General features: G+C 59.0%; 23 protein-coding genes. 9 read left to right on the forward strand and 14 right to left on the reverse strand.

The window, feature by feature from the left end; genetic code table 11:
* Positions 1-12: 12 nt before the first annotated feature.
* The 4 genes from dnaN to GRI44_RS06150 form a co-directional block, all read right to left on the reverse strand.
* Entirely contained in the window at positions 13-1,140 is a 1,128-nt protein-coding gene (dnaN, locus tag GRI44_RS06135; RefSeq protein WP_160600499.1) for a DNA polymerase III subunit beta, read from the reverse strand.
* Positions 1,141-1,305: 165 nt separating this feature from the next.
* Positions 1,306-2,058, reverse strand: coding sequence for a 3-oxoacyl-[acyl-carrier-protein] reductase (gene fabG / locus GRI44_RS06140; RefSeq protein ID WP_160600500.1), 753 nt, complete (start codon positions 2,056-2,058; stop codon positions 1,306-1,308).
* A 2-nt stretch (positions 2,059-2,060) separates the two neighbouring features.
* On the reverse strand, positions 2,061-2,996 hold the full coding sequence (fabD, locus tag GRI44_RS06145) for an ACP S-malonyltransferase (RefSeq protein ID WP_160601326.1): 936 nt from the start codon (positions 2,994-2,996) through the stop codon (positions 2,061-2,063).
* A gap of 24 nt (positions 2,997-3,020) precedes the next feature.
* Positions 3,021-3,869: an LD-carboxypeptidase gene (locus tag GRI44_RS06150; protein WP_160600501.1), complete on the reverse strand. Its 849-nt coding sequence runs from the start codon at positions 3,867-3,869 to the stop codon at positions 3,021-3,023.
* Between the two features lie 93 nt (positions 3,870-3,962).
* On the opposite strand from GRI44_RS06150, the gene GRI44_RS06155 reads away from it, so the two are divergent.
* Entirely contained in the window at positions 3,963-5,387 is a 1,425-nt protein-coding gene (locus GRI44_RS06155; protein WP_160600502.1) for a glutamate ligase domain-containing protein, read from the forward strand.
* Positions 5,388-5,395: 8 nt separating this feature from the next.
* On the opposite strand, the gene GRI44_RS06160 is transcribed toward GRI44_RS06155, so the two are convergent.
* Together GRI44_RS06160 and GRI44_RS06165 are read right to left on the reverse strand one after the other, a co-directional pair.
* Positions 5,396-6,061 (reverse strand): glutathione S-transferase family protein, encoded by a 666-nt coding sequence (locus tag GRI44_RS06160; RefSeq protein WP_160600503.1) that lies wholly within the window; start codon positions 6,059-6,061, stop codon positions 5,396-5,398.
* Entirely contained in the window at positions 6,061-7,011 is a 951-nt protein-coding gene (locus GRI44_RS06165) for a DUF808 domain-containing protein (RefSeq protein WP_160600504.1), read from the reverse strand. The genes GRI44_RS06160 and GRI44_RS06165 overlap by 1 nt, the downstream gene beginning before the upstream one ends.
* A gap of 332 nt (positions 7,012-7,343) precedes the next feature.
* Here GRI44_RS06165 and rpsF point away from each other — a divergent pair, with 332 nt between their 5' ends.
* The 5 genes from rpsF (at position 7,344) to GRI44_RS06190 (ending at position 11,209) form a co-directional block, all read left to right on the forward strand.
* Positions 7,344-7,709 carry a 30S ribosomal protein S6 gene (gene rpsF, locus GRI44_RS06170; protein ID WP_160600505.1) on the forward strand — a complete coding sequence of 122 codons (366 nt, stop codon included), beginning with the start codon at positions 7,344-7,346 and terminating at the stop codon, positions 7,707-7,709.
* Positions 7,709-7,933: a 30S ribosomal protein S18 gene (gene rpsR / locus GRI44_RS06175; RefSeq protein WP_160600506.1), complete on the forward strand. Its 225-nt coding sequence runs from the start codon at positions 7,709-7,711 to the stop codon at positions 7,931-7,933. The genes rpsF and rpsR overlap by 1 nt, the downstream gene beginning before the upstream one ends.
* A 12-nt stretch (positions 7,934-7,945) precedes the next feature.
* The gene (gene rplI / locus GRI44_RS06180) at positions 7,946-8,578 is read left to right on the forward strand and encodes a 50S ribosomal protein L9 (protein WP_160600507.1); all 633 of its coding nucleotides are present in this window, start codon (positions 7,946-7,948) and stop codon (positions 8,576-8,578) included.
* Positions 8,579-8,711: 133 nt separating this feature from the next.
* Positions 8,712-10,148 carry an AMP nucleosidase gene (locus GRI44_RS06185; RefSeq protein WP_160600508.1) on the forward strand — a complete coding sequence of 479 codons (1,437 nt, stop codon included), beginning with the start codon at positions 8,712-8,714 and terminating at the stop codon, positions 10,146-10,148.
* Positions 10,149-10,333: 185 nt separating this feature from the next.
* Positions 10,334-11,209, forward strand: a complete 876-nt coding sequence (locus GRI44_RS06190) for an alpha/beta hydrolase (RefSeq protein ID WP_160600509.1) — start codon at positions 10,334-10,336, stop codon at positions 11,207-11,209.
* Between the two features lie 51 nt (positions 11,210-11,260).
* On the opposite strand, the gene GRI44_RS06195 is transcribed toward GRI44_RS06190, so the two are convergent.
* The 4 genes from GRI44_RS06195 to GRI44_RS06210 all read right to left on the reverse strand — a co-directional run bounded on the left by GRI44_RS06195 (position 11,261) and on the right by GRI44_RS06210 (position 14,299).
* The gene (locus GRI44_RS06195) at positions 11,261-11,926 is read right to left on the reverse strand and encodes a hypothetical protein (protein WP_160600510.1); all 666 of its coding nucleotides are present in this window, start codon (positions 11,924-11,926) and stop codon (positions 11,261-11,263) included.
* A 113-nt stretch (positions 11,927-12,039) separates the two neighbouring features.
* Positions 12,040-12,945: a 30S ribosomal protein S6--L-glutamate ligase gene (rimK, locus tag GRI44_RS06200; RefSeq protein WP_160600511.1), complete on the reverse strand. Its 906-nt coding sequence runs from the start codon at positions 12,943-12,945 to the stop codon at positions 12,040-12,042.
* A complete protein-coding gene (locus GRI44_RS06205) occupies positions 12,942-13,397 on the reverse strand; it encodes an ATP-dependent zinc protease family protein (protein ID WP_232842988.1) in 456 nt (151 codons plus the stop codon). Before GRI44_RS06205 ends, rimK begins: the two co-directional genes overlap by 4 nt.
* Before the next feature lie 167 nt (positions 13,398-13,564).
* Entirely contained in the window at positions 13,565-14,299 is a 735-nt protein-coding gene (locus tag GRI44_RS06210; protein ID WP_160600512.1) for an alpha/beta fold hydrolase, read from the reverse strand.
* A 164-nt stretch (positions 14,300-14,463) separates the two neighbouring features.
* Here GRI44_RS06210 and GRI44_RS06215 point away from each other — a divergent pair, with 164 nt between their 5' ends.
* From GRI44_RS06215 to GRI44_RS06225, 3 genes are read left to right on the forward strand one after another with little or no spacing between them, the layout of a single operon-like run.
* Complete coding sequence (locus GRI44_RS06215) at positions 14,464-14,907, forward strand: MarR family winged helix-turn-helix transcriptional regulator (protein WP_160600513.1); 444 nt, start codon at positions 14,464-14,466, stop codon at positions 14,905-14,907.
* Complete coding sequence (locus GRI44_RS06220) at positions 14,900-15,997, forward strand: HlyD family secretion protein (RefSeq protein WP_232842989.1); 1,098 nt, start codon at positions 14,900-14,902, stop codon at positions 15,995-15,997. Before GRI44_RS06215 ends, GRI44_RS06220 begins: the two co-directional genes overlap by 8 nt.
* The gene (locus GRI44_RS06225; RefSeq protein ID WP_232842990.1) at positions 15,981-17,615 is read left to right on the forward strand and encodes an MDR family MFS transporter; all 1,635 of its coding nucleotides are present in this window, start codon (positions 15,981-15,983) and stop codon (positions 17,613-17,615) included. The genes GRI44_RS06220 and GRI44_RS06225 overlap by 17 nt, the downstream gene beginning before the upstream one ends.
* Positions 17,616-17,640: 25 nt before the next feature.
* Here the strand turns inward: GRI44_RS06225 and GRI44_RS06230 are convergent, their stop codons facing one another.
* The 4 genes from GRI44_RS06230 to GRI44_RS06245 form a co-directional block, all read right to left on the reverse strand.
* Positions 17,641-18,288, reverse strand: a complete 648-nt coding sequence (locus GRI44_RS06230; protein ID WP_160600514.1) for a 2-hydroxychromene-2-carboxylate isomerase — start codon at positions 18,286-18,288, stop codon at positions 17,641-17,643.
* Positions 18,289-18,295: 7 nt separating this feature from the next.
* On the reverse strand, positions 18,296-18,754 hold the full coding sequence (locus GRI44_RS06235; protein ID WP_160600515.1) for an aspartate-semialdehyde dehydrogenase: 459 nt from the start codon (positions 18,752-18,754) through the stop codon (positions 18,296-18,298).
* A 175-nt stretch (positions 18,755-18,929) separates the two neighbouring features.
* Complete coding sequence (locus tag GRI44_RS06240; protein WP_160600516.1) at positions 18,930-19,955, reverse strand: aspartate-semialdehyde dehydrogenase; 1,026 nt, start codon at positions 19,953-19,955, stop codon at positions 18,930-18,932.
* Between the two features lie 137 nt (positions 19,956-20,092).
* A complete protein-coding gene (locus GRI44_RS06245) occupies positions 20,093-22,360 on the reverse strand; it encodes a S9 family peptidase (RefSeq protein ID WP_160600517.1) in 2,268 nt (755 codons plus the stop codon).
* Positions 22,361-22,379 lie beyond the last annotated feature (19 nt).

Below are 22,379 nucleotides of genomic sequence, written 5' to 3' on the forward strand. Positions count from 1 at the left end.
GAGGCACGCAGTTCAGACACGCATCGGCATCAGGACATAAAGCGCCGGGCTTTTATCGTCCTTGCGGATCAGTGTCGGTGCGCCGGCATCAGCCAGATGCAATTCAACTGTATCGCCCTCAATTTGGCTCAGAATGTCTTTCAGATAATTGGCATTAAAACCGATTTCGAAGCCTTCTGCGCCATAATCGGCGGCCAGTTCTTCAGCTGCCGTGCCATTATCCGGACTGGAAACGGAAAGAGTAACCTTGTCATGCTCCAGACCCATTTTGACTGCGCGGGTCTTTTCTGTGGCGATGGTCGCCACGCGGTCCACACCTTCGTAGAAGCTGCGCGGATCAATTTTCAGCAGCTTGTCATTACCGGTTGGAATGACGCGGCTGTAATCAGGGAAAGTCCCGTCAATCAGCTTGCTGGTCAGGATGACCCCGCCTTCGCCGCCCATGGTGAAGCGGATCTTGCTGGCAGAAAGATCGATCTGCACGTTGGCATCCAGCGATTCTTCCAGCAGCTTGCGCAATTCGGCGATGGCTTTGCGCGGCACGATCACGTCCGGCATGCCTTCTGCACCATCCGGGCGGGCCAGCGTAAAGCGCGCCAGCCTGTGGCCGTCTGTCGCAGCCGCTTTCAGCACCGGCTGATCATCATCCGTCACATGCAGGAAAATGCCATTGAGATAATAGCGCGTTTCCTCGGTCGAAATGGCGAACCGGGTGCGGTCGATCATTTCCGCCAGGGTCTTGGCCGGCAGTTCAAAGCTGGTCGGCAGATCGCCTTCCACGATGACGGGGAAATCGTCGCGCGGCAGCGTCGGCAGGGAGAAACGGCTGCGTCCGGCCTTTACCGCCATGCGGTTATCCGCCGTTTCGAGGCTGACCTGGCTGCCTTCGGGCAGTTTGCGGGCAATATCGAACAGCAGATGGGCAGACACGGTAATCGCGCCGGGGCTTTCGACAGATGCCGCTGCCATGTTCTCGGTCACTTGCAGATCGAGGTCAGTCGCCATGACTTTGAGGGAGCCGCCTGCATCTGCATCGATCAGCACGTTGGACAGGATGGGTATCGTGTTCCGACGCTCCACCACCGACTGGACGTGGGAAAGGCAGCGCAGCAGAGTGGCACGTTCGATTGTGGCCTTCATCGGTCCTACTCAATCCTTCTTGTGCACCGGCGCCCCAACAGGGGGATCAGCAGATTCGTCTGCCTGCGCCGGAAAAAATGGTCAAATAACCTTAGCGTTCGAGACTTTGGCGGCAAGGTTACAGACGGTGTATGATCGATTCCTTGGGGATAAACCCGATCAACCTTACGACATCATGGCCATGCCACCGTTTACATGCAGCGTCTGGCCAGTGACATAGGATGCTTCCTTCGATGCCAGATAGGCCACCGCCGCGCCAATATCCTCACCCTCGCCCATGCGGCCCATGGGGATGCGGGCATTCAGCGCATCTTTCTGCGCGTCGGGCAATTCATCGGTCATGGCTGTGCGGATGAAACCGGGGGCGACGCAATTTACCGTGATGCCCCGCGTTGCCAGTTCCTGCGCCAGGCTTTTCGACATGCCTACCAGACCGGCCTTGGCCGCAGCATAGTTCATCTGGCCCGGATTGCCGGTGGCACCCACCACGCTGGTAATGTTGATCATGCGGCCAAAGCGGGCCTTCATCATCGGGCGGGCAGCAGCGCGCATCAGGCGAAAGGCAGCCTCGAGGTTGACCTTGATCACCTCGTCCCATTCCTCGTCCTTCATCCGCATCGCCAGATTGTCGCGCGTGATGCCGGCATTGTTGACCAGGATATCCAGCTTGCCCAGCGTATCGATCGTGGCAGGGACCAGATGTTCCACATCTTCGGTTTTGGAAAGGTTGCAGGTGATCTCGACATGGTCATGGCCAAAATCATCGTTCAGTTCTTCACGAAAAGCGCGCAACTTTGCGCCGTTTGAGCCTGAAAGCGCCAGCCGCGCCCCGCGCGATGCCAGCGAACGGGCGATGGAAGAACCGATGCCGCCGCTGGCACCGGTAACAAGGGCAGTCATGCCGGTAAGGTCGAACATTCTCAAATCTCCTTCAGCAGCGCTTCGATGTCATCCATCGTGATGACGCTGGTTACCTGTGCCTCGCGGTCGATCCGGCCAATCATCGGCCCCAGAACCTTGCCGCCCAGTTCCACGAAATGTTCAACACCGGCAGCGCGCATGGCCAGCACGCTTTCGCGCCAGCGCACGCGGCCTGTCACCTGTTCCACCAGCAGTCGCTGCACATCGGCCGGGTCTGTCACCTGCTCTGCGGTAACATTGGCATAGAGCGGCAAATGCATTGCCGCTGGCGGCGTTGCAGCAAGCGCGGCATCCATTGCATCGGCTGCGGGTTGCATCAGCGGGCAGTGAAATGGCGCTGAAACGGGCAGCAGAATGCCGCGTTTGATGCCGTGATCCCTGGTCAGCGCAATCGCCCGTTCAATCGCCTCGCGGTGGCCGGAAATGACCACCTGTGTCGGGTCATTGTCATTGGCGACAGTGCAGACCTGCCCTTCGGCAGCGGCATCGGCAAGGCTTTGCGCCTTTTCGATATCAGCGCCCAGCAATGCCGCCATCGCGCCTTCGCCCACCGGAACTGCCGCCTGCATGGCCTGGCCGCGCAGTTTCAGCAGCCGCGCCGTATCTGCCAGCGAAAATGCACCGACAGCGCATAGGGCGGTATATTCCCCCAGACTGTGCCCAGCCACGCAATCGGCCTTGCTTGCGAGCGTAATGCCGCCCTCTTTTTCCAGCACGCGCAAGGTGGCGATGGCATTGGCCATGATGGCTGGCTGGGCATTTTCCGTCAGCGTCAGCGTTTCTTCAGGGCCGGCTGACATGATGGCAAACAGGTTCTGCCCCAGCGCATCGTCTACTTCCTGAAACACTTCGCGAGCCGCCGGGCTGGCATTGGCAAGGTCCAGCCCCATGCCAACTTTCTGGCTGCCCTGGCCGGGAAAAACAAAAGCACGCATCATAGTCTCCTTTGGCGCTCGCGCTTATGTGTGCTGGCCGCGTCCCGCAAGCCCGAAGGGCACGATCCTGTTGGCAGCATCATGCCCGATATCGGCGCGGCCCAGAAAAGCTATGCCTGCCTTTGCGCACCAATATTCCGCTATTTCGACATCGCTTGCACCAAAGGGTCGGTCATTTTCCGGCACATCGCTGATCCGGCCAAGCCGCAGCCCCGCAATGCCTTTAAGGTGCTGGGTTATGTGGAAAAACAGCCGGTCAACGGCGTAAAGATGCTCCGCCACTTCTTCCACCATCACCACATGGCCTGCAAGGTCGGGCTGCAAATCCGTGCCGCAGAGCATGGCCAGCGTCATCAGATTGAAGGCGGCAGCAGGCGCCCCGTTTTGCCCCTGATCCGGCCCCTGATGTAGACCGGGCTCCAACCCGTCGACGCCGCCAGCCATCCAGTCCAGCGCGCGGCGGATGGCCGTATTACCATATTCGCGGCGGATATCCCCCACCATCGGGCCATGGGCAGGCTGGCCAATCCCCGCCTTGTACAAAGCCGCCAGCAAATATCCGGTGTCTGAATAACCAAGGTAACGCTTGGCCTTGGCCGCAGCCCCCAATTGCCCCAGGCAATCAGCCGCAATCCTGTTGGACCCATATCCGCCATTGGCGAACCACACCGCATCAAACGATGGAGCATTCGCACAATCCACAAATGCCGCCAGCCGTTCGTCATCGCAGCCTGCGAAATGGCCGTGCCTGGCAAAACATTGCGGGTGAAAATACAGCTCTATGTCCGCTTCGCTGGCAACCAGTTCCTGCACCGCATCAGCATCTTCCCTCTCGAGCCTTTTGCCGGGCGCACATATCGCAATACGGGTCATACCGGCGTCCTATCCTTGTCAGCGGGGCACGTCACCCCTTTCGCGTAACACGAAAGATTGCCATGCACAGCCGCAACGCATACCGCAGCCCGCATGACTGACACAGCCGCACCCCAGCAACTGGAAAATCGCCCCTGGTTCTTTTGCGGAATCGGCGGATCGGGGATGTTGCCGCTGGCCCAGATATTAAAAGCGCGCGGCGCGCAGGTTGCAGGGTCTGACCGCAGCCTGGATCAGGGCCGGACACCGGAAAAATTCGCCTGGCTGGAAAGCCGGGGCTTCGCCCTTTTTCCGCAGGATGGCAGCGGCATTACAGATCCGCAGCAAATCCTTGTCGCATCTGCCGCGGTTGAGGATACGGTGCCGGAAATGATCCGCGCAATGGAGCTTGGTTGCGCGCGCATGACCCGCGCAGAACTGTTATCCGCCCTGTTCAACAGTTCCAAAACCGGCGTGGCCATTGGCGGTACCAGCGGCAAATCCACCGTCACCGGCATGCTCGGCTGGATCCTGCATGCAGTGGGCCGGAAGCCCACCATCATGAACGGTGCGGTGATGAAAAACTTCGTGTCGGACGACACGCCGTTTGCCAGCGCAGTTGTGGGCAATGGCGATGCCTTTGTCAGCGAAGTGGACGAAAGCGATGGGTCGATCGCGCTGTACCGGCCCAATGTGGCAGTGCTGCTGAATGTCAGCCTTGATCATAAGAGCATGGAAGAACTGCGCGCATTGTTCGGCGGGTTTCTTGCGGCAAGCAAGGTGGCCGTCATCAACGCTGACGACCCTGAAGCACTGGCGCTGCTTCCTTATGCAAAATCTGCCCTTACGTTCGGTATAGAACAGGAACTGGCGCAGATTGGCGTGGTGCCGGGCAGCATTGCCGATAGCCCGGTTAGGCAGGCGGCGCTGATAATCGACCGGCACGACGGCAGGGAATATCCGCTGACCTTGCATTTGCCCGGCCGGCATAATCTGTCCAACGCGCTTGCCGCCATTGCTGGCGCGGTTGCTGCCGGCGTTCCCGTGCAGCAGGCGGTTGCTGCGCTTGCCACCTTTGCCGGGCTTGCGCGCCGGTTCGACATCATCGGGACCAGCACATCGGCCATCACCGTGATCGACGATTTCGGCCATAATCCGGAAAAATGCGGCGCCACCCTGCGCACCCTGCGCCAGCATCCGGGCCGGGTAATCGCCTTTTTCCAGCCGCACGGATATGGCCCGCTGCACCAGATGGGCGCAGAACTGGCGGAAACTTTCGCCCGCGAACTGGAGCCGAGCGACCTCACCATCATGTGTGACCCGGTGTATTATGGCGGCACCGTGGACCAGAGCGAAGGAAGCGAGCGGATTGTCCGCCTGATCGAGGAAGCAGGCGGTGATGCCGAATATATTCCCAATCGCAAGGATTGCGGTGACCGGATTGCGCAGATTGTGCGGCCCGGTGACAGGGTGGTGGTAATGGGTGCGCGGGACGATACGCTGACCACTTTTGCCCGCTCGATTTTCGAAAAATTCTAGATTGGGTTCTAAATGACCGCGCCGCCAAGACCAGCGGCGCGTGAGGCGTCTTCCTCGTGCGCCAGGGCTGCGATGAAGCCGGACCTGTGGGTCAGCCGGTCCAGATAAGTGACGAGGCGCGGCGTCAACTGGTCTTCCAGCCCAATGCGCCGGGCCAGATACAGCGCATATCCCACGCAGATATCCGCCACGGTAAACCTGTTGGCACACAGAAAATCACCGGTTGCCAGCCGCTCGTCCACCTTGGCCAGCCGCGCCCCGAACCAGCGGGCATAGGCAAGGCCGGCTTCTTCCAGCCCCTTGCCTTTTTCAAACCGGGCGAACCTTAAATATACTGTCTGCGGAAATGTCAGCGTGGCATCTGCATGATATGTGAAATCGAGATAGGCGGCGTAATCCGGTTCTGCCGGCCCCACCACCAGCCTGTCTGCCCCGCCCCGCACTGCCAGATAATGGGCAATGGCGCAGCTTTCGGTCATGCGGCTGTCGCCATCCACCAATAATGGCACGGTTCCCAGCGGATTAAGCTCAAGATATTCCGGACATTCGAAACGCGGCGGGAATGGCAGCATTCTAAGGTCGAGCGCAACGCCCGCTTCCTCTGCCGCCCAGCTTGCCCGCAGCCCGCGCGAACCGGCGCAGCTATATAGCGTGGGTGCGGGCAATTCTGCCATCAATGCGCCTCTGCTGAATGCCCCAGTTTGAACACCTTGTGGACAATAAACGCTACGATCGCGCCCAGCACAAGGCCGACTATGCCCGAAACAATCGCCCCGGTCAGCCAGCCGAATACGCCGCCCAGCGCGCCTGTGGCTACTTCAACGGCGTGCTGGATGCTGTGCTGAATATCGATCGGGCCATGGATGCCCAGTTCTTCCAACCCGTGCAGCAAAATGCCGCCGCCGACCCACAGCATCGCAATCGTGCCGATGAACGACAGGGCGACCAGCAATATTGGCATGGCGTCCAGCAGGAACTTGCCTATCGACTGTGCTGCGGAAGATGTTCTTTCCGCCAGATGCAGCCCCACATCGTCCATTTTGACGATCATGGCGACAGCACCATAGACAACAAAGGTAATGCCGATGCCCACCACGGCCAGCACCCCGGCGCGGGTGATGAGCGTTTCTGTGGCCACTTCGTTCAGAGTAATCGCCATGATTTCCGCCGACAGGATCAGGTCAGTGCGAATCGCGCCCTTGATACGGTCCTGTTCGAATTTGGCAAAATCCGTAATCGGGTCAGCCAGCGTTTCGCCATGTTTGGCGCCGCCCAGCTTTTCCAGAACCTTTTCGGCGCCTTCATAGCTTAAATACAACCCGCCCAGCATCAATATGGGCGTAATCGCCCACGGCAGGAACGCGCTCAACAACAGGGCAGCGGGCAGCAATATCAGCAGCTTGTTGATCAGGCTGCCCTTGGTGATCGCGTAAATAATCGGCAATTCACGGTCGGGAGTGAAGCCAGTGACGTAGGATGGCGTTACCGCAGCATCATCAATCACCACGCCTGCTGCCTTGGAGCCAGCCTTGCCGGCAGCAATCCCCACATCATCAATCGATGCTGCTGCCGCACGGGCGATTACCGAAACGTCATCCAAAAGTGCAACTAGACCACCTGGCACGTATATTCCTTCACACTTGTCACTGAATTTTATTGATCGATTTTCTGGATCTTCTGTGCGGGTCTAACGGCCATCAGGCAAGAGCGATCCGAAAAACGCCCATAAATACCAATCGGGTGTAAATACCAATCGCCTGCGAATACAAACCAGGTTCAATTCCCAACTAGCGGAGGCACATGCCGCTTCAGTGCTTGCATTGCGGGCCTAACCCGCTAAGAGCGCGCCTTCGCTGTGCGTCGCATCCGTGCGCCATGGCGAAATGAAGAAAGCCGGAGGGGCCCCGCAATCCCGCGGACACGCCAGCGATCGGCATTAAAGTGAAAGGAAGCGACATGGCTCTTTACGAGCATGTTTTTCTCGCACGTCAGGATCTGAGCCAGGCTCAGGTAGACGCGCTGGCGGCATCCGCCACAGAAATCATCGAAGCGAATGAAGGCAAGGTCACCAAAACGGAGACCTGGGGTCTCAAGAACCTCGCCTACAAGATCGACCGTAACCGCAAGGCGCATTTCGTAATGCTGCACATCGATGGCCCCGGCGCTGTCGTTGCAGAACTCGAACGCCAGACTCGCATCAACGAAGACGTCATCCGTTACATGACCGTCCGCGTGGACGAGCATGAAGAAGGCCCGTCAGCAATGATGCGCAAGCAAGACCGCGACCGCAAGCGTCGCTCTGACCGTGAGGAGCGCGACTGATGGCACGTCCTTTCTTCCGCCGCCGCAAGAGCTGCCCGTTCTCGGGCAAGGGTGCCCCCGCCATCGATTACAAAGATGTGCGTCTGCTGCAGGGCTTCATGTCCGAGCGTGGCAAAATCGTACCCAGCCGCATTACCGCCGTATCCGCCAAGAAGCAGCGCGAGCTGGCCAAGGCGATCAAGCGCGCACGCCACATCGGCCTGCTGCCCTACATCGTTAAGTAAGGAGAGCGGACCATGGATATCATTCTGCTCGAACGTATCGAGAAACTCGGCACCATCGGTGACGTTGTAACCGTCAAGGACGGCTACGCACGGAACTTCCTGCTGCCGAACAAGAAAGCCCTTCGCGCCAATGCGGCGAACAAGAAGGTCTTCGAAGCCAACCGCGAACGTCTTGAAAAAGAAAATGAAGAACGTCGCGGCGAAGCTGAGAAATCTGGCGAAAACATCGCCGGAACCGAAGTTGTGCTGATCCGCGCTTCGTCCAACTCGGGCCAGCTTTATGGTTCGGTCACTGTCCGCGACATCGTGGACGGTCTGGCTGAAAAGGGCCATGAAGTCAGCAAGAAGCAGGTTATTCTTGAACATCCGATCAAGACACTTGGCCTGTTCGACGTGCGCGTTCGCCTGCACGCCGAAGTTGACGTGATGGTCAAAGCCAATGTCGCGCGTTCGGAAGATGAAGCCGAACTGCAGCGTCAGGGTGTCGATGTCATGAAGTCCATGTTCGAAGAAGAACAGGCTGAAGGCAGCGGCGGCTTTACCGAAGCAGTTGACCCCACGTTGGAACCGGGCGAAATCCCGGCTGACATGCTGGACGGCGGCGACGAAGCCGATGAAGCTACGGAAGAAAATTCCCAAGCCTGATCGCTTCTCAAGGCAAGAAATCAGGGCGCGTCTGGCAACAGACGCGCCCTTTTTGCATCGGGCTTGATGTTTTTTGCCATTTTCATGCGCGCCATGCTTTGAATTTCGCAGGTCTGCGCGCTATCTGCCCTCGATGGAAATGATCGAAAAAATTATCGAAGAGCTGGAAACGCTCTATCAGGCCGCTGTCAGCCAGTTGCGCAATGATGTGATGGCCTTTGGCCGCGATGGCACATTGCCCAAGCCCGAACGGCGGCTGGACGGCAGTTACGCATATCCTGAACTGGTGCTGCATTATTCGGGAATTGGCGAACCCAAGGACCGCAGCCGCGCCTTTGGCCGGCTGGAACAGACCGGCACATATAAAACCACGATCACCAAGCCGGCGCTGTTTGCCGATTATCTGCGTGAACAGTTGGGCCTGATCACACAGGAATATGAAATCAAACTCAACGTTGCCAAATCGCGCCAGGAAATACCCTTCCCCTATGTGCTGGATGGTGATGCAGGCGCGGCAATGGTCGGCATTGCGCCGCAGGATATCGCCCAACACTTCCCCGCGACAGACCTTGCCCTGATTGGCGATGAACTGGCCGACGGGTTCGAGATAGACGGCACCAAAGCCATGCCGCTGTCCCTGTTTGACGGGCTGCGCACGGATTATTCACTGGCCCGTCTGGCGCATTATACCGGCACCAGGGTGGATGATTTCCAGGATTTCATCCTGTTCACCAATTACCACCGCTATGTGGATGAATTCGTCGATTGGGCGGCGCAGCAGATCGGGCAGGATGGCTATGTCGGCCTGACCGGCGCAGGCGGCCTCAACATCAGCCAGACAACTTCGGCAGCGCATCTGCAATTGTCCGACACGGCATGGCGGCGCCACCAGATGCCCGCCTATCACCTGATCCGCGAAGACGGGCGCGGCATTACGCTGGTCAACATCGGTGTGGGTCCATCCAATGCCAAGACCATCTGCGACCATCTGGCCGTGCTGCGGCCCCATGCGTGGATGATGATCGGCCATTGCGGCGGCGTGCGGTCGAGCCAGAAAATCGGCGATTTCGTCCTCGCCCATGCCTATCTGCGGGACGATCACGTGCTGGATGCGGTGCTGCCACCGGAAATTCCGATCCCGCCAATTGCCGAGGTGCAGCAAGCACTGGCGGGTGCGACTGAGGCAGTATCGGGGACGCAGGGCGCCAATCTGAAACAGCGGATGCGGACCGGCACTGTGGTAACGACCGACGACCGGAACTGGGAACTACATTACGCCAGTTCCGCCAAACGCTTTTCGCAAAGCCGCGCCATTGCAGTGGAAATGGAAAGCGCCACCATCGCTGCCCAAGGCTACCGCTTCCGCGTTCCCTACGGCACGCTATTATGTGTCAGTGACAAGCCGCTGCACGGCGAAATCAAGCTGCCCGGCCAGGCCAACCAGTTCTACGAACAGGCCATCGCCGCGCATCTCCAGATCGGTCTCGAGGCCTGCAAACGCCTGCGCGCTGAAGGCAACCGCCTGCATTCCAGAAAGCTGCGCGCATTTAACGAACCGCCGTTCAGATAGGACTGCAAAAATGCTGCTCAACGCATCCCTCTTTTCATGATTACAGCGGAAATATCCTGTTGTGAAAGCTGGCTAATCGCTTAATTCGCGGCATTGCGCGTCAAGGCTGCGAACGCTGTCCGAAAAGCGATTTGCACGGAACGGACCAATCGCGGTCCGGGTGTTGACCGGATGGGGATTTAAGCATGAAGATTTCAGCGTTTCTGACAGCGGCTTCCACCTTGGCTCTGCTGGGATGCACCGCCCACACACCTTCAGTTTCTGCTCCTCTTGCACCGCTTGACCAGTCTCCTGCGGCAATGTCAGCCGCGCAAATCGTCACCCTGCCCGTGCAGGGCCGTAACGTGCGGATGTCCATCTATCGTCCCGTCACTGCACCAAAGGGCGTTTTGATGCTATCACACGGCGCTGGCGGATCGCCCGAAATGATGTGGCAGCTGATCGACCAGTTGCGCCGCGCTGGATTTGCTGTGGTCGCACCACTGCACCGCGATTCGATGGAATATGCACCCGCCGAGCGGGATGATCTGCAAACCGCCTTTGCCACGCGCATTGCCGATCTGCAGGCTGCATCGGCATTGGCAGCACAGACTTTCCCCGGCCTGCCCGCAGGCGCGGTCGGTTATAGCTATGGCTCGCTCATCGCGCTGATCGGCGGCGGCGCCTTGGAAGGAATGGTCGGCGCGCGGGTGCCCGCCATCAAGGCTGTCGCCACTTTTTCATCGCCCGGCATGATCCCCGGACTGGTTACGCCGCAGTCACTGCAAACAGTCGCCGTGCCAACGCTGATGGTCACCGGCACTGCCGATGTCGTGCCCGGGTTTATTCCTGATGCAGCCCAGCATGTTCAGTATTTCGAGAATGCACCGATCGGAAACCGCACTCTCGTCCTGGTCGACGGCGCTACCCATGAATTCGTCTATGGCAAGGAAACGGGCTACGACGCCGCGACTGACCTTGCCACCGAATTTCTGACGGCACATGTGCTGGGCAATGCATCAGCCCTGCAATCATTGAATGGCCGGACAGATGCAGGGCCAGTCAAAATTCGCCGCCGTTGAACCACGCCCCTTTCCCGCAAAAACTCTCGGCAAAAACCGGGCTGAACGCATTTATCGCTTCCACTTGCGCCCTGGCCAATTGTCGGGTGAAAACCAGCTGCAGGCCATGTCCGGGCGCGCATCTGCAAGCATCATGAAGCCTTCGAAATTCGATACGGATTTGGCGCAGCTCAATTTCGTCAGGCTGCGGCACGTTATCAAAGGTGAAAGGTCCTTGTCTTTCACCGAGACATTGGTGAGGCTTAGTTCTTGGAAACAGAAACCGTCCAGCGGATCAAGGCTATCGAGCTTTTGCGTGGTGTTGATCGACCCGTCCAGCCAAAGCACCTCCAGCCGATCTTTCAATGGGCGCATCCATCGCAAATCTCCTAAGTGCTTCGCATTCTCGATCGAAAGATGCTTCAGGTTGAAAAGCCTGAGCAAGGGCGTGAAGTCAGTGATGTTTCGAGGAGAGTCGATCCGCAGTTTGCACAAGTTTGACAGGCGTGCCAATCCATCGAGCGATTCCGCTGTCACGGGCCACTCGAGGGTAAGCTGTTCAAGCGCGCTCAATTCGCAAATTTCGTCGAGGAATTCCTGGCTGACCGCGCTCGCAGTGAGGATGCGCAAATGTTTGCGGGTCGAAATTCCTCGAAAGGAATTCTTTTCACGCTTGTGCGTCCCGAACACAGCCTCGGGAGCTATGCCAAGCGCCATACTGAACTCGTCTTCATCCATCGCGCGCTGTTACTTTCGACTTGGCGAGACGGTCGCCATTGGGTCGCTTGCCGCCGGTCTGTTTTTTCATCCAGCACTATCCAGCGAAATCCGGGTGGATTATTCCAGCCCCCTCACCCCTTGCCTTTGGTCCTGGTTTTACCGGCCTTTGCATTGGCCTCGATAAATTCAATGATCTGGCCCGCGATATCCTTGCCGGTGGCGTTTTCGATGCCTTCGAGGCCGGGGGAGGAATTCACTTCCATGATGACCGGCCCGTGATTGCTGCGCAGCAGATCCACGCCGCAGACATTCAGGCCCATATGCTTCGCCGCGCGCACTGCGGTTGAGCGTTCTTCGGGCGTGATCTTGATCAGCTGCGCCGTGCCGCCGCGGTGCAGATTGCTGCGAAATTCGCCTTCCGCCCCCTGCCGCTTCATGGCTGCCACGACCTTGCCGCCCACCACCAGGCAGCGAATGTCCGATCCGCCGGCTTCCTTGATGAATTCCTGCACCATGATGTTCACATTCGCGCCGCGGAATGCCTCGATGATGGATGCCCCGCCCTTCAGCGTTTCAGCCAGCACCACGCCAATCCCCTGCGTGCCTTCCAGCAGCTTGATCACCACTGGCGGGCCATTGACCGCCTTGATGATCGCTTCGGCCTGCTTGGGATCGTTGGCATAGGCCGTCAGCGGCAGGCCCAGCCCGTGCTTGGCCATGATCTGGGTGGAACGCAGCTTGTCGCGGCTGCGCCCGATCGCCACACTTTCGTTGAGCGGCCAGGTGCCGGCCATTTCGAACTGGCGCAGCACGGCCAGTCCATAATTGGTGATGGACGCGCCAATGCGCGGGATCACCGCGTCAAATGTGCCCAGTGTCTGGCCATTATACATCACCGTAGGGCGATGGCTGGCGATGTTGACCGTGCAGCGCGTGGTGTTGAGAATTTCGAGCGTATGGCCGCGGGTTTCAGCAGCATCCTTCAGCCGCTGGTGTGAATACAGGTTGGCGTTTCGTGCCAGCATCGCAATTTTCATGGAGTTTCCTTGGTACAAACAGGTTCTGGCAACAGAAAGGATTTTGCGGAATCGACCAGAAAACGCCGGCGCAGCGCGGTGCGCCCCACCAGCATCGGGAACAGCATGTCAGACCGGTCAGCCAGGCTGAATTCGGCCCTGAAAACCTGGGTCCCCATCGACAGGGTGGTTTTGACAATCAGGCGTTCCTGGGATTCGCCATTGGAACTGGTAATCATCCGGCGGGCCACACGCGGCGCTTCGCACAGGCGGTTTACACCATCTTCGCAAATCAGCCTGAACCGGACCCACGGCTGCCCATCGCGTTCAAAATTTTCAAGATCGGACGCATGCAGCGCCGACGTGCGTGCGCCAGTATCAATCTTGGCGCGAAGCCGCGCGATGCCAAATTCAGGCAAGGCAACAATTTCGCGCCAGCCCGCCCTTTCGTGCGTCGCATCACCCTTCATCATAATATCGAGGTTTCTTCCGGTAACATACTGTGCCTGGCATTCGGAATTGTGTGGTGTCGGACATCAGGCAGGCCGCCTGGCCCTTGCGTTAAGAGTGCCCTAGCAGGCCGCGTGCCCATTGTCAGCCCGGGCGCCGCGCCAAACCAGCGTCCACCACGCTGTTTTACCTAATTTTTAAAAAATTCGACCAGCGCGTCGCCCATCGCCCCTTCGGTGACAGATGACATATGCGTGCCGGGGATTGCCACATAAAGCGCGTCAGGCAGAATTTCGGCAAGCGCCGGGGCAGAGCCATTATCTTCATCCTTGTCCCCGCACAGCACCAGCACAGGCATGGACAGGGCTGACAATTCATCGGGCGTGGTATCCGCGACAGACTGCAGCAGCAGCCGCGCAGCGTCACGATCAACCTTCATGGTTTTCATGAAGCTGACCGCCATGAACGCAGGGTCACCCCGCTTCACTTCGTCAAATCGGTCAATCGCATCGATAAAGAATGCAGCGCGCCTGTTCCACCCCGCCAGCCCTTCCAGCCCCATGCCGCACAGCCCCAGCCGGCGCGGCATGACGCCGGAAATAACAGCCCGCGCCGCGGTTCTTGAACCAAGCGAGAAACCCGCCATGTCAAAATCCGTCAGGCCCAGTCCACTGACAATGGCCTGCACGTCGCGTGCCAGCACATCCGGCGGATAGGCAGCGCTGTCATGCGGATGCGCGCTGTGCCCATGGGCGCGCAAATCCGGCATGATGACTTCGAATCCGGCATCCACCAGCTTTTGTGCATGGCCAAACCGGATCCAGTTCATCTCCGCATTGGAAAACAGGCCGTGCAGCAGCAGCACAGGGCGGCCCGCGCCCTGCCGGTGTATCGCCAGTTCCACCCCGTCAAAGGATGGCAGCATGTCCAGCGTGATTTCAGCAGCAGTGATGGCAATGACCCTTCTTGCATCCGCGCGCCGGCAGGACGCGCTGAATGCGGCGCTGTTACCCGATATCCATGGGCTGGAAAACCCGTAACAGACAGACGTTGCCAATAGTAAGGCAGCTTATTATATGTGGCCTCGACATGGCTAATATCGGATATTTGATGGCGGATAATTCCCGCCAGCTGCGCCGCGCTTTTGACCAGCGTGTGCGCGCTCTTGGCGTCACTGGCCCGCAGGCTCGCCTCCTCCTCATGCTGGATCGTGAAGGCGGCCAGAATCAGGGCTTCTATGCTGATCGTCTGGATGTGGAAGCGATAACCCTGTGCCGTATGGTGGACCGGCTGGAAGAAGCAGGGCTGGTTGAACGCAGGCGTGATCCGGCGGACCGGCGGGCGTGGAACCTGCACCTCACCCCCAAGGCCGATGCGCAAGTCAGCCGGCTGGCCGGGCATATCGGCGAAATGGTCGAAGAAGCGCTAACCGGGATGGACGATGCCGACCGCGCCGAATTCACCCGCATGCTGACGCTGATCGGCAGCAATCTTTCCGCACGTCGTGATTTCAAGGATGCGGCCAATGGCTGAAGCAGATCCCACCCCGCCTGTGCCTCACACACACAATTCTTCGGCTGATACAGGTGGTGACAGCACGGCTGAAACAGCCAGACCCAGGCGCCGCTTGGGCCGTTTGGGCCTGATGGCGCTGGTGCCGTTGGCACTGCTGCTGGCGGGCGGTTTTTACTGGTATGGCCTGCAGGGCACTGTTTCGACCGATAATGCCTACCTCAAACAGGACAAGGTTTCCATCAGCGCGGAAGTAGGCGGGCGAATTGTGCAGGTGGCCGTTGCCGAAGGCGATGAAGTTGCCGCTGGCGACCTGCTGTTCACCATCGATCCTGAGCCTTTCCGCCTGGAGGTTGCGCAGGCCGATGCTGCCATTGCCGGCGCGCAGGCCAATGTCACAGCGCTTGCCAATGACAGTGCATTGTCGGGCGCCGATATATCAGCCGCACGCGAACAGATTGCCTTTGCCCAGTCACACTTGCAGCGCCAGCAGGCCCTGTGGGATCGCGGCTTTACCACCAAGGCTGATTATGAAGCGGCGCAGCATAGCGTGGCGCAGGCGCGAGAGGAGCTGCGCATGGCGCAGGCCCAGTCGCAGGAAGCGCGCGCCCGGCTGGCCACAGGCGCTGCAGTGCCTGGCCAGAATCCGCAAGTGGCAGCGGCCACGGTGCAGCGCCAAACCGCCCGACTGAACCTTTCGCGCACACAGGTACGCGCGCCCATGGCAGGCCGCATCGCAGAAGCGGACCGGTTGCAGACCGGCCAGCAGATTGTCGCCGGCCTGCCCGTTGTCACGCTGGTCGAAAGCCGCACGAGTTATGTCGAAGCCAATTTCAAGGAGACCGATCTTGCCGATATGGCAGTGGGCCAGTCTGCTGAAATCCGCTTTGACGCCTATCCCGAGTTGGTCCTGAAAGGGCACGTGGCGTCCATCGGTGCGGGCACGGGATCGGAATTTTCCGTTCTTCCCGCCCAGAATGCCACTGGCAACTGGGTCAAGGTGACGCAGCGTGTGCCTGTCCGCATTGCCATAGACAGCAAGAGCCCGCGCGCGCTTATTGCCGGACTGTCGAGCGAAATTACCGTCTTTACGGATGGTCGGAAGCGCTAGGCAGATGGCTTCGGCCGCGCCGCCCGGCACCAGCGCCGCAGGTCCGCCGCCAGCAACGGGCGCTGATGAGGCGCAATTGCCGGTTGCCAACCACATGCTGCTCATTGTCGGCATTATGGCTGCGTCATTGCTGCAAGTGCTGGACACCACAATTGCCAATGTGGCCATCCCGCACATGCAATCATCACTGGGGGCCACGGCCGATACCGTCACCTGGGTGCTGACCAGCTATATCATCGCTTCTGCCGTTGCCATGCCGATTACAGGCTGGCTGGCCGACAGGATTGGCGGGCGGCGGCTGTTTATTCTCTCGGTCACAGGCTTCATCCTGGCATCCATGCTGTGCGGTGCAGCGCAGAACCTGGAAGAAATGGTCCTGTTCCGCGCCATTCAGGGTGTTGCAGGCGCTTTTATTGCGCCTCTCAGCCAGTCCTTCATGCTGGATACCACCAAGCCCAGCCGCCATCCGCAAATGATGGCGCTGTGGGGCATGGGAATCATGATCGGGCCTATTCTGGGGCCGGTTCTGGGCGGCTGGCTGACCGAATATGCCAGTTGGCGCTGGGTATTTTATGTCAACCTGCCGGTTGGCGCGCTGGCGCTGGCGATCCTGATGGCAAACCTGCCGCACCGCGATGGCACACGGCGCAAATTCGACCTCCTCGGCTTTGCCCTCATCGCCATTACGCTTACATCGTTCCAGCTGGTTCTTGACCGCGGGCAACAGGTGGACTGGTTTCAATCCGGCGAAATATGGCTCTATAGTTTCCTCCTAATATCGGGCGCATGGATGACGGTCATTCATCTTGCTTCCGCGCGGGGTGCCCTGTTTGATCCGGTGATGTTCAGGGACCGCAATTTCACGCTGGCACTGTTTTTCATGGTGGCCATCGGCATCATCATGTTCGCCACCATGGCTTTGCTTCCGCCCATGTTGCAGCATCTGTTCGGCTATAGCGTGATTGATACCGGCATCGTGCTGATGCCGCGCGGGGTGGGCGTGCTGATAAGCATGCAAGTGGCCGGATTGCTGATGCGCAAGGGCGTGGATTCGCGCCCCGTGGTGGCCAGTGGCTTCCTCATCACCACATTATCGCTGTGGGAAATGTCCCACTGGTCGCTGGGTGTGGACCAGCAGACCATCATCGCCTCCGGACTTGTTCAGGGCCTTGGCATGGGGCTGGTTTTCATCCCACTCAATGTCAGCGCCTTTGCCACCCTTCCCCCCCGCATGCGCACCGATGGTTCCAGCCTGCTGAATCTGTTCCGGTCCGTCGGCGCTTCGGCTGGCATTTCCCTGATGACAGTATTGCTGGCCCGCAATATCCAGACCGCTCATGCCGATCTGGGCAGCAATGTCACTTCTACGGCCAGCAGCGTGGTCGATATCTCGACCGTGGACCAGTTCCAGTCGATGGGTGACGTGGGGCTCAGATTACTCGATCTTGAAGTCAACCGGCAGGCGGCCATGATTGCCTATATCGATGATTTCTGGCTGATGATGTGGCTGACACTGGCAGCGGTGCCCATGGCGTTTCTGATGCGGCGCAATGCCGGACCGGGCAAAGGTCCGGGGCCCGGACCAGGTGCTGGCGCGCCGCCCCCGCCGCCGGAATAAGTGCCAACCACCGGGGCTGCGCGGCTCAGCGTTCGGCAAGGCCTTTTTCATTCATGCGCCACAGGACCATTTCAATCCGGTCCTGCCCGAAAAACGGCTCGCCATCGAACACCAGCGTGGGCACGCCCCAATGGCCGCTGTCTTCCAGCGCCTGCTGATTGGCGGCAATTTCATCATCCAGCGCAGCAGCATCAGACGCAGCCTGTTCTTCCAGTTCTGCCCAATCAAGCCCGGCCCGCGCCGCGGCATTGGCAAGATGATCACCCTCGTGCCACCCGGCCGTGCCACCCCAGATCAGGCGTGACACTTCTTCTGCAAATACCAGTCCCTTGCCCTTGCGTGCGGCCACTTGCCCCAGCCTTGTCAACCGGAAGATATGTGGCTGCTCATCCGCAATCCGCCGCGTTGCCATATCCTGCACAATCGGATCAGGTTTGGGGGCTGCAAATGGGATGGAATGAAACTGGGCCACACGCATCATGTCGCGGACCGTATAGCCGAGCCAATTGGGGTGGCTGCGCTCAAAGAAATCAGGCTGCCTGATCGCCAGCGGATAAACCGGGCGCAGGTCAATCTCGACATCGTAAATCTCGGTCAGGGCACGATACCGGCCAATCGCCAGATAGCTGTAGGGCGACCGGAATGAAAAATAGAGATCAGCCTTCAAAGTCATCCTCACCTCACCTGAAAAAACAGTTGGTCCCTGCATACAGGCTTTCCACCTGTTTGCCGCTGCCCCTGTCCGATAGGAAACCGTTGATGCCGCCTGTTGAGGTGAACTCATCACCCAGGGTGCTGCCCTCGATCCGCTCTACCGCATAAGCGGCCTTTAGAGCAGCTTCTTGTGACCCCACGCCTATGCCCCTGGCGGTGGTAAAGCCCTTGTCTTCCTCGCTCCGTTCCAGCGCCCAGCCTGCAAAAGCGCCGTTCTGGAAATTGAGCGTCAGCCCGCCTGCAAAACTGGTGAATTGCATGGGGCCAGCGCCGCATTCTTGATTGGCAAGGCGGCTCACCGGTTCTCCCATGCGGCTGACCACGGCTTGTTCCACCACGGCGCGTTCCTGCCCGAACGACAGGTTCTGTGCGCCGGGTCCGGCAATTTCCAGACCTGTTGCTGATGGATGGACGCGGCTGGACATTACCGCTTGCGCCAGTGGTTCGCTGTCTAGCGACTGATCTTTCCCGCTTTGGGACCCTGAGTTTTGGGCTCCTGCGTTTTGGGCCTGCATCGGCTGGCTGTCCGGCGTGGGCGAACATGATCCAAGCGCAATGGCCCCCAGCACCATGTTCGCGATCAGCCGGAAGGCCAGCGCCCTAGCCCTTTTTCAAATGGCGGCGGCCCAGCAGTTCGGCAATCTGCACCGCATTCAGCGCCGCGCCCTTGCGCAGATTGTCCGATACGCACCACAGCGTCAGCCCATGTTCCACCGTCGGGTCTTCGCGCACGCGGCTGACATAGGTGGCACTGTCGCCAGCACATTCAACCGGCGTGACGTAGCCTTCATCCTCCCGCTTATCGACCAGCATGATGCCGGGGGCTTCGCGCAGGATATCCTGCGCCTGCTCCGACGTCAGCTCGTTTTCGAATTCGATATTCACGGCTTCGGAATGGCCCACGAACACCGGCACGCGCACGCAGGTTGCTGTCAGCTTGATCTTGGGATCGAGGATTTTCTTGGTTTCGACCACCATTTTCCATTCTTCCTTGGTCGAGCCATCGTCCAGGAAAACATCAATATGGGGGATGACATTGAACGCGATCTGCTTGGTGAATTTCCTCGGTTCGCAGCTGTCGCCAACAAAAATGGCGCGGCTTTGCTCGAACAATTCGTCCATCCCCGCCTTGCCCGCGCCGGATACGGATTGATAGGTGCTGACCACCACGCGCTTGATGGTCGCGGCATCGTGCAGGGGCTTCAGGGCCACTACCAGCTGCGCTGTCGAGCAATTGGGGTTGGCGATGATGTTGCGCCTGGAATAGCCATCAATCGCATCAGGGTTCACTTCCGGCACGATCAGGGGGACATCCGGGTCCATGCGGTAAAGCGAGCTGTTATCAATGACGACGCAGCCAGCGGCAGCGGCCTTAGGGGCATAGGTGCGCGTAGCGTCAGAACCGGCGGCAAACAGGGCGATATCCCACCCGGCCCAGTCAAAATGCTCGATATTTTTACACTTCAGCATTTTGCCAGTGTCGCCGAATTCAACTTCGGAATTATGCGAACGCGCGCTGGCAACAGCGGCGATTTCGTCAATCGGAAATTCCCGTTCAGCCAGGATCGCCATGATCTCGCGGCCCACATTGCCGGTCGCACCCACGACTACTACGCGATAACCCATCTACCAACTCCAGTTCATGTTCGCGCCCGCAGTAAGGGGCATGGCGCTGCTCGCAACGCAAATCGTCTTTACCGGCCGCAAATCAAGCTCGTCCGCATAATAAACCAGCCGTGGCAGCCGCAATTGGCCTACCGGTATTATTCTGGCGGAGTGACGCCGTGCTTTTCGAGAAAGCTGAAAATCGTATTCCACAAATGCGGGCTGATCTTCGCCCCGGAAACGCGGTGGGTGAAGCCCGGATACAGCATCATTTCGAACGACTGATTGGCACCCTGCAGGCGCGCAATCAGTTCGCTGCTGTTTTCAAACACCACATTATCGTCCGCCATGCCATGCACCAGCAGCAGCGGATCGGTCATGCGGGCAGACTGGTCTATCGCGTTGGATGCATCATACGCGCTTTTCACATCTTGCGGGTTGCCCATATAACGTTCGGTATAGTGGGTATCATACAGTTCCCACCGCGTGACCGGCGCGCCAGAAATGCCTGCGGCATATAGGCCGGGGTCAGCCTGCAACTGCTTCAACGTCATGTAACCGCCATAGGACCAGCCATATAGCGCGATTTTTGCAGGATCGACATAGCCCAGGGTTTGCAGGAATTTCGCGCCCGCCTTCTGGTCGGCCACTTCCACGCTGCCCATGGCGCGGGAAATAGGCTGTTCGAATGCTGCGCCCCGGTTTGCACTTCCGCGATTGTCGATCTCGAACCAGATATAGCCCTTGTCGACCACCGCCTGCTGCAGCGACCCTCCCCATGCCTTGTTGACCACCTGGGCATGCGGGCCGCCATAATGGTTGAAGAATACCGGATAGGTTTTGCCTTTTTCCATTTTGGGCCGGATCATCTTCCAATGCAGTGGCGTGCCATCTTCTGCCGCAATCGTGCCGAATTCCGGCATGGTATGGCTGGCAAGATAAGGCGCATAGGGATGCCCCTGATCGAGCCTGTTTTCTTCGATCCATTCCAGCCGCTGGCCTTGCGCATCGGCAATATAGGATTGCGGCGGCTGGTTTGCGGCAGACCGCGATATCAGCAGCGTGCGCCCCTTGGTGTCCATGCTGGCAGAATTGGCGAATGCTGTATCGCTTAAGCGGGTGATGTCATTGGGGCTGGCAAGATTGATCGCGTAAATCTGCTGCGCCAGAACGCCGTCACGCGTGCCGGCAAAACTTATCCGGCCGCTCTCTTCATCCACGCCAAGCAGTTTTGTCACCACCCAGTCGCCCGCCGTCAGCTGTGTCCATTTGCCATTGGCCAGATGATACAAATGGCCAAAGCCATCCCGTTCGGACCACCAGACAAGGCTGCCGTCTTTCAGGAATTTGTAATTATCCGTCAGATTCACCCAATAGTCGGGCAAGGCCGGCGTTTCGGTAAACAGCACAGTGCTTTTGCCAGTGGCAGGATCGACTTTCAGCATATCGAGCACGGTCTGGGCGCGGTTCTGCCGCTGCACATAGAGGGCGCTGCCATCAGGCGACCAATCCACCCGCGCCAGATAAATGTCCTTGTCCGCCCCCAGATCAACCGCCACGCGGTTCTTCCCATCGGGGTCCATCACATACAGGCTTACATCCACATTGGCAGAGCCTGCCACAGGGTAGCGCTGGTCATACACTTTGGTCCCGGTGGCACCGATAGCCGCGCGGGTGACAATGCCGACCGATTTTTCGTCAAACCGTTCGACTGCGATGCGCTTGTCATCGGCTGACCACCAGAAACCGGTCATCCGGCCCATTTCTTCCTGCGCCACGAATTCCGCCTCGCCCCAGCGAACCGTGTCTTCTTCTGCCGGTGTGACAGGCACCGCATTGCTGCCATCCACCGGGCCGACCCACAGCTGGCGGTTGCGGACAAAGGAAATATGCGCGCCGGTCTGGCTCAGCCGGGGGTTCAGTTCGCCTTCTTCTGTATTGGTCAGCCGGGTAATCGTGCCGTCCAGACCCGCCAGATACAGGTCGCCGTCCAGTGGCACGAGGATTGCCTTGCCATCGGACGACCACTGATAGGTGATGATGCCCTTGATGTTGCTGACACGGCTGCGTTCACGCTGCATTTTTTCATCTTCGGACAATTCACGCCCGCTGCCGATCTGCTGGGAATCCACCAGCATCCGCCATTCGCCTGTATCACGGTCGAAACCCCACAGATCATACCGGTCGCGGTCTTCGGCGCGGTTGCGCAGCAGAGTCAGGAAACGCCCGTCGGGGGAAAGTTTCGCCTCACGCGGGGAAGACCCGTCCAGCGACGGGCTGGCAAATACGCGTTCGAATGTCAGTGCGGCATCGCTCTGGTCTTGAATCACAGGCTGCTCCTGCTGCTGTGCTGCGGCGAGAGTTGGGAAACCGAGAACGCTGCCAAATGCTGTGGCGGCAAGAACCAGTGACGAAGTAAGCCGCATAGTGAACGATCCTGATCGT

The organism is Allopontixanthobacter confluentis, from assembly GCF_009827615.1.
GTDB classification, from domain to species: domain Bacteria; phylum Pseudomonadota; class Alphaproteobacteria; order Sphingomonadales; family Sphingomonadaceae; genus Allopontixanthobacter; species Allopontixanthobacter confluentis.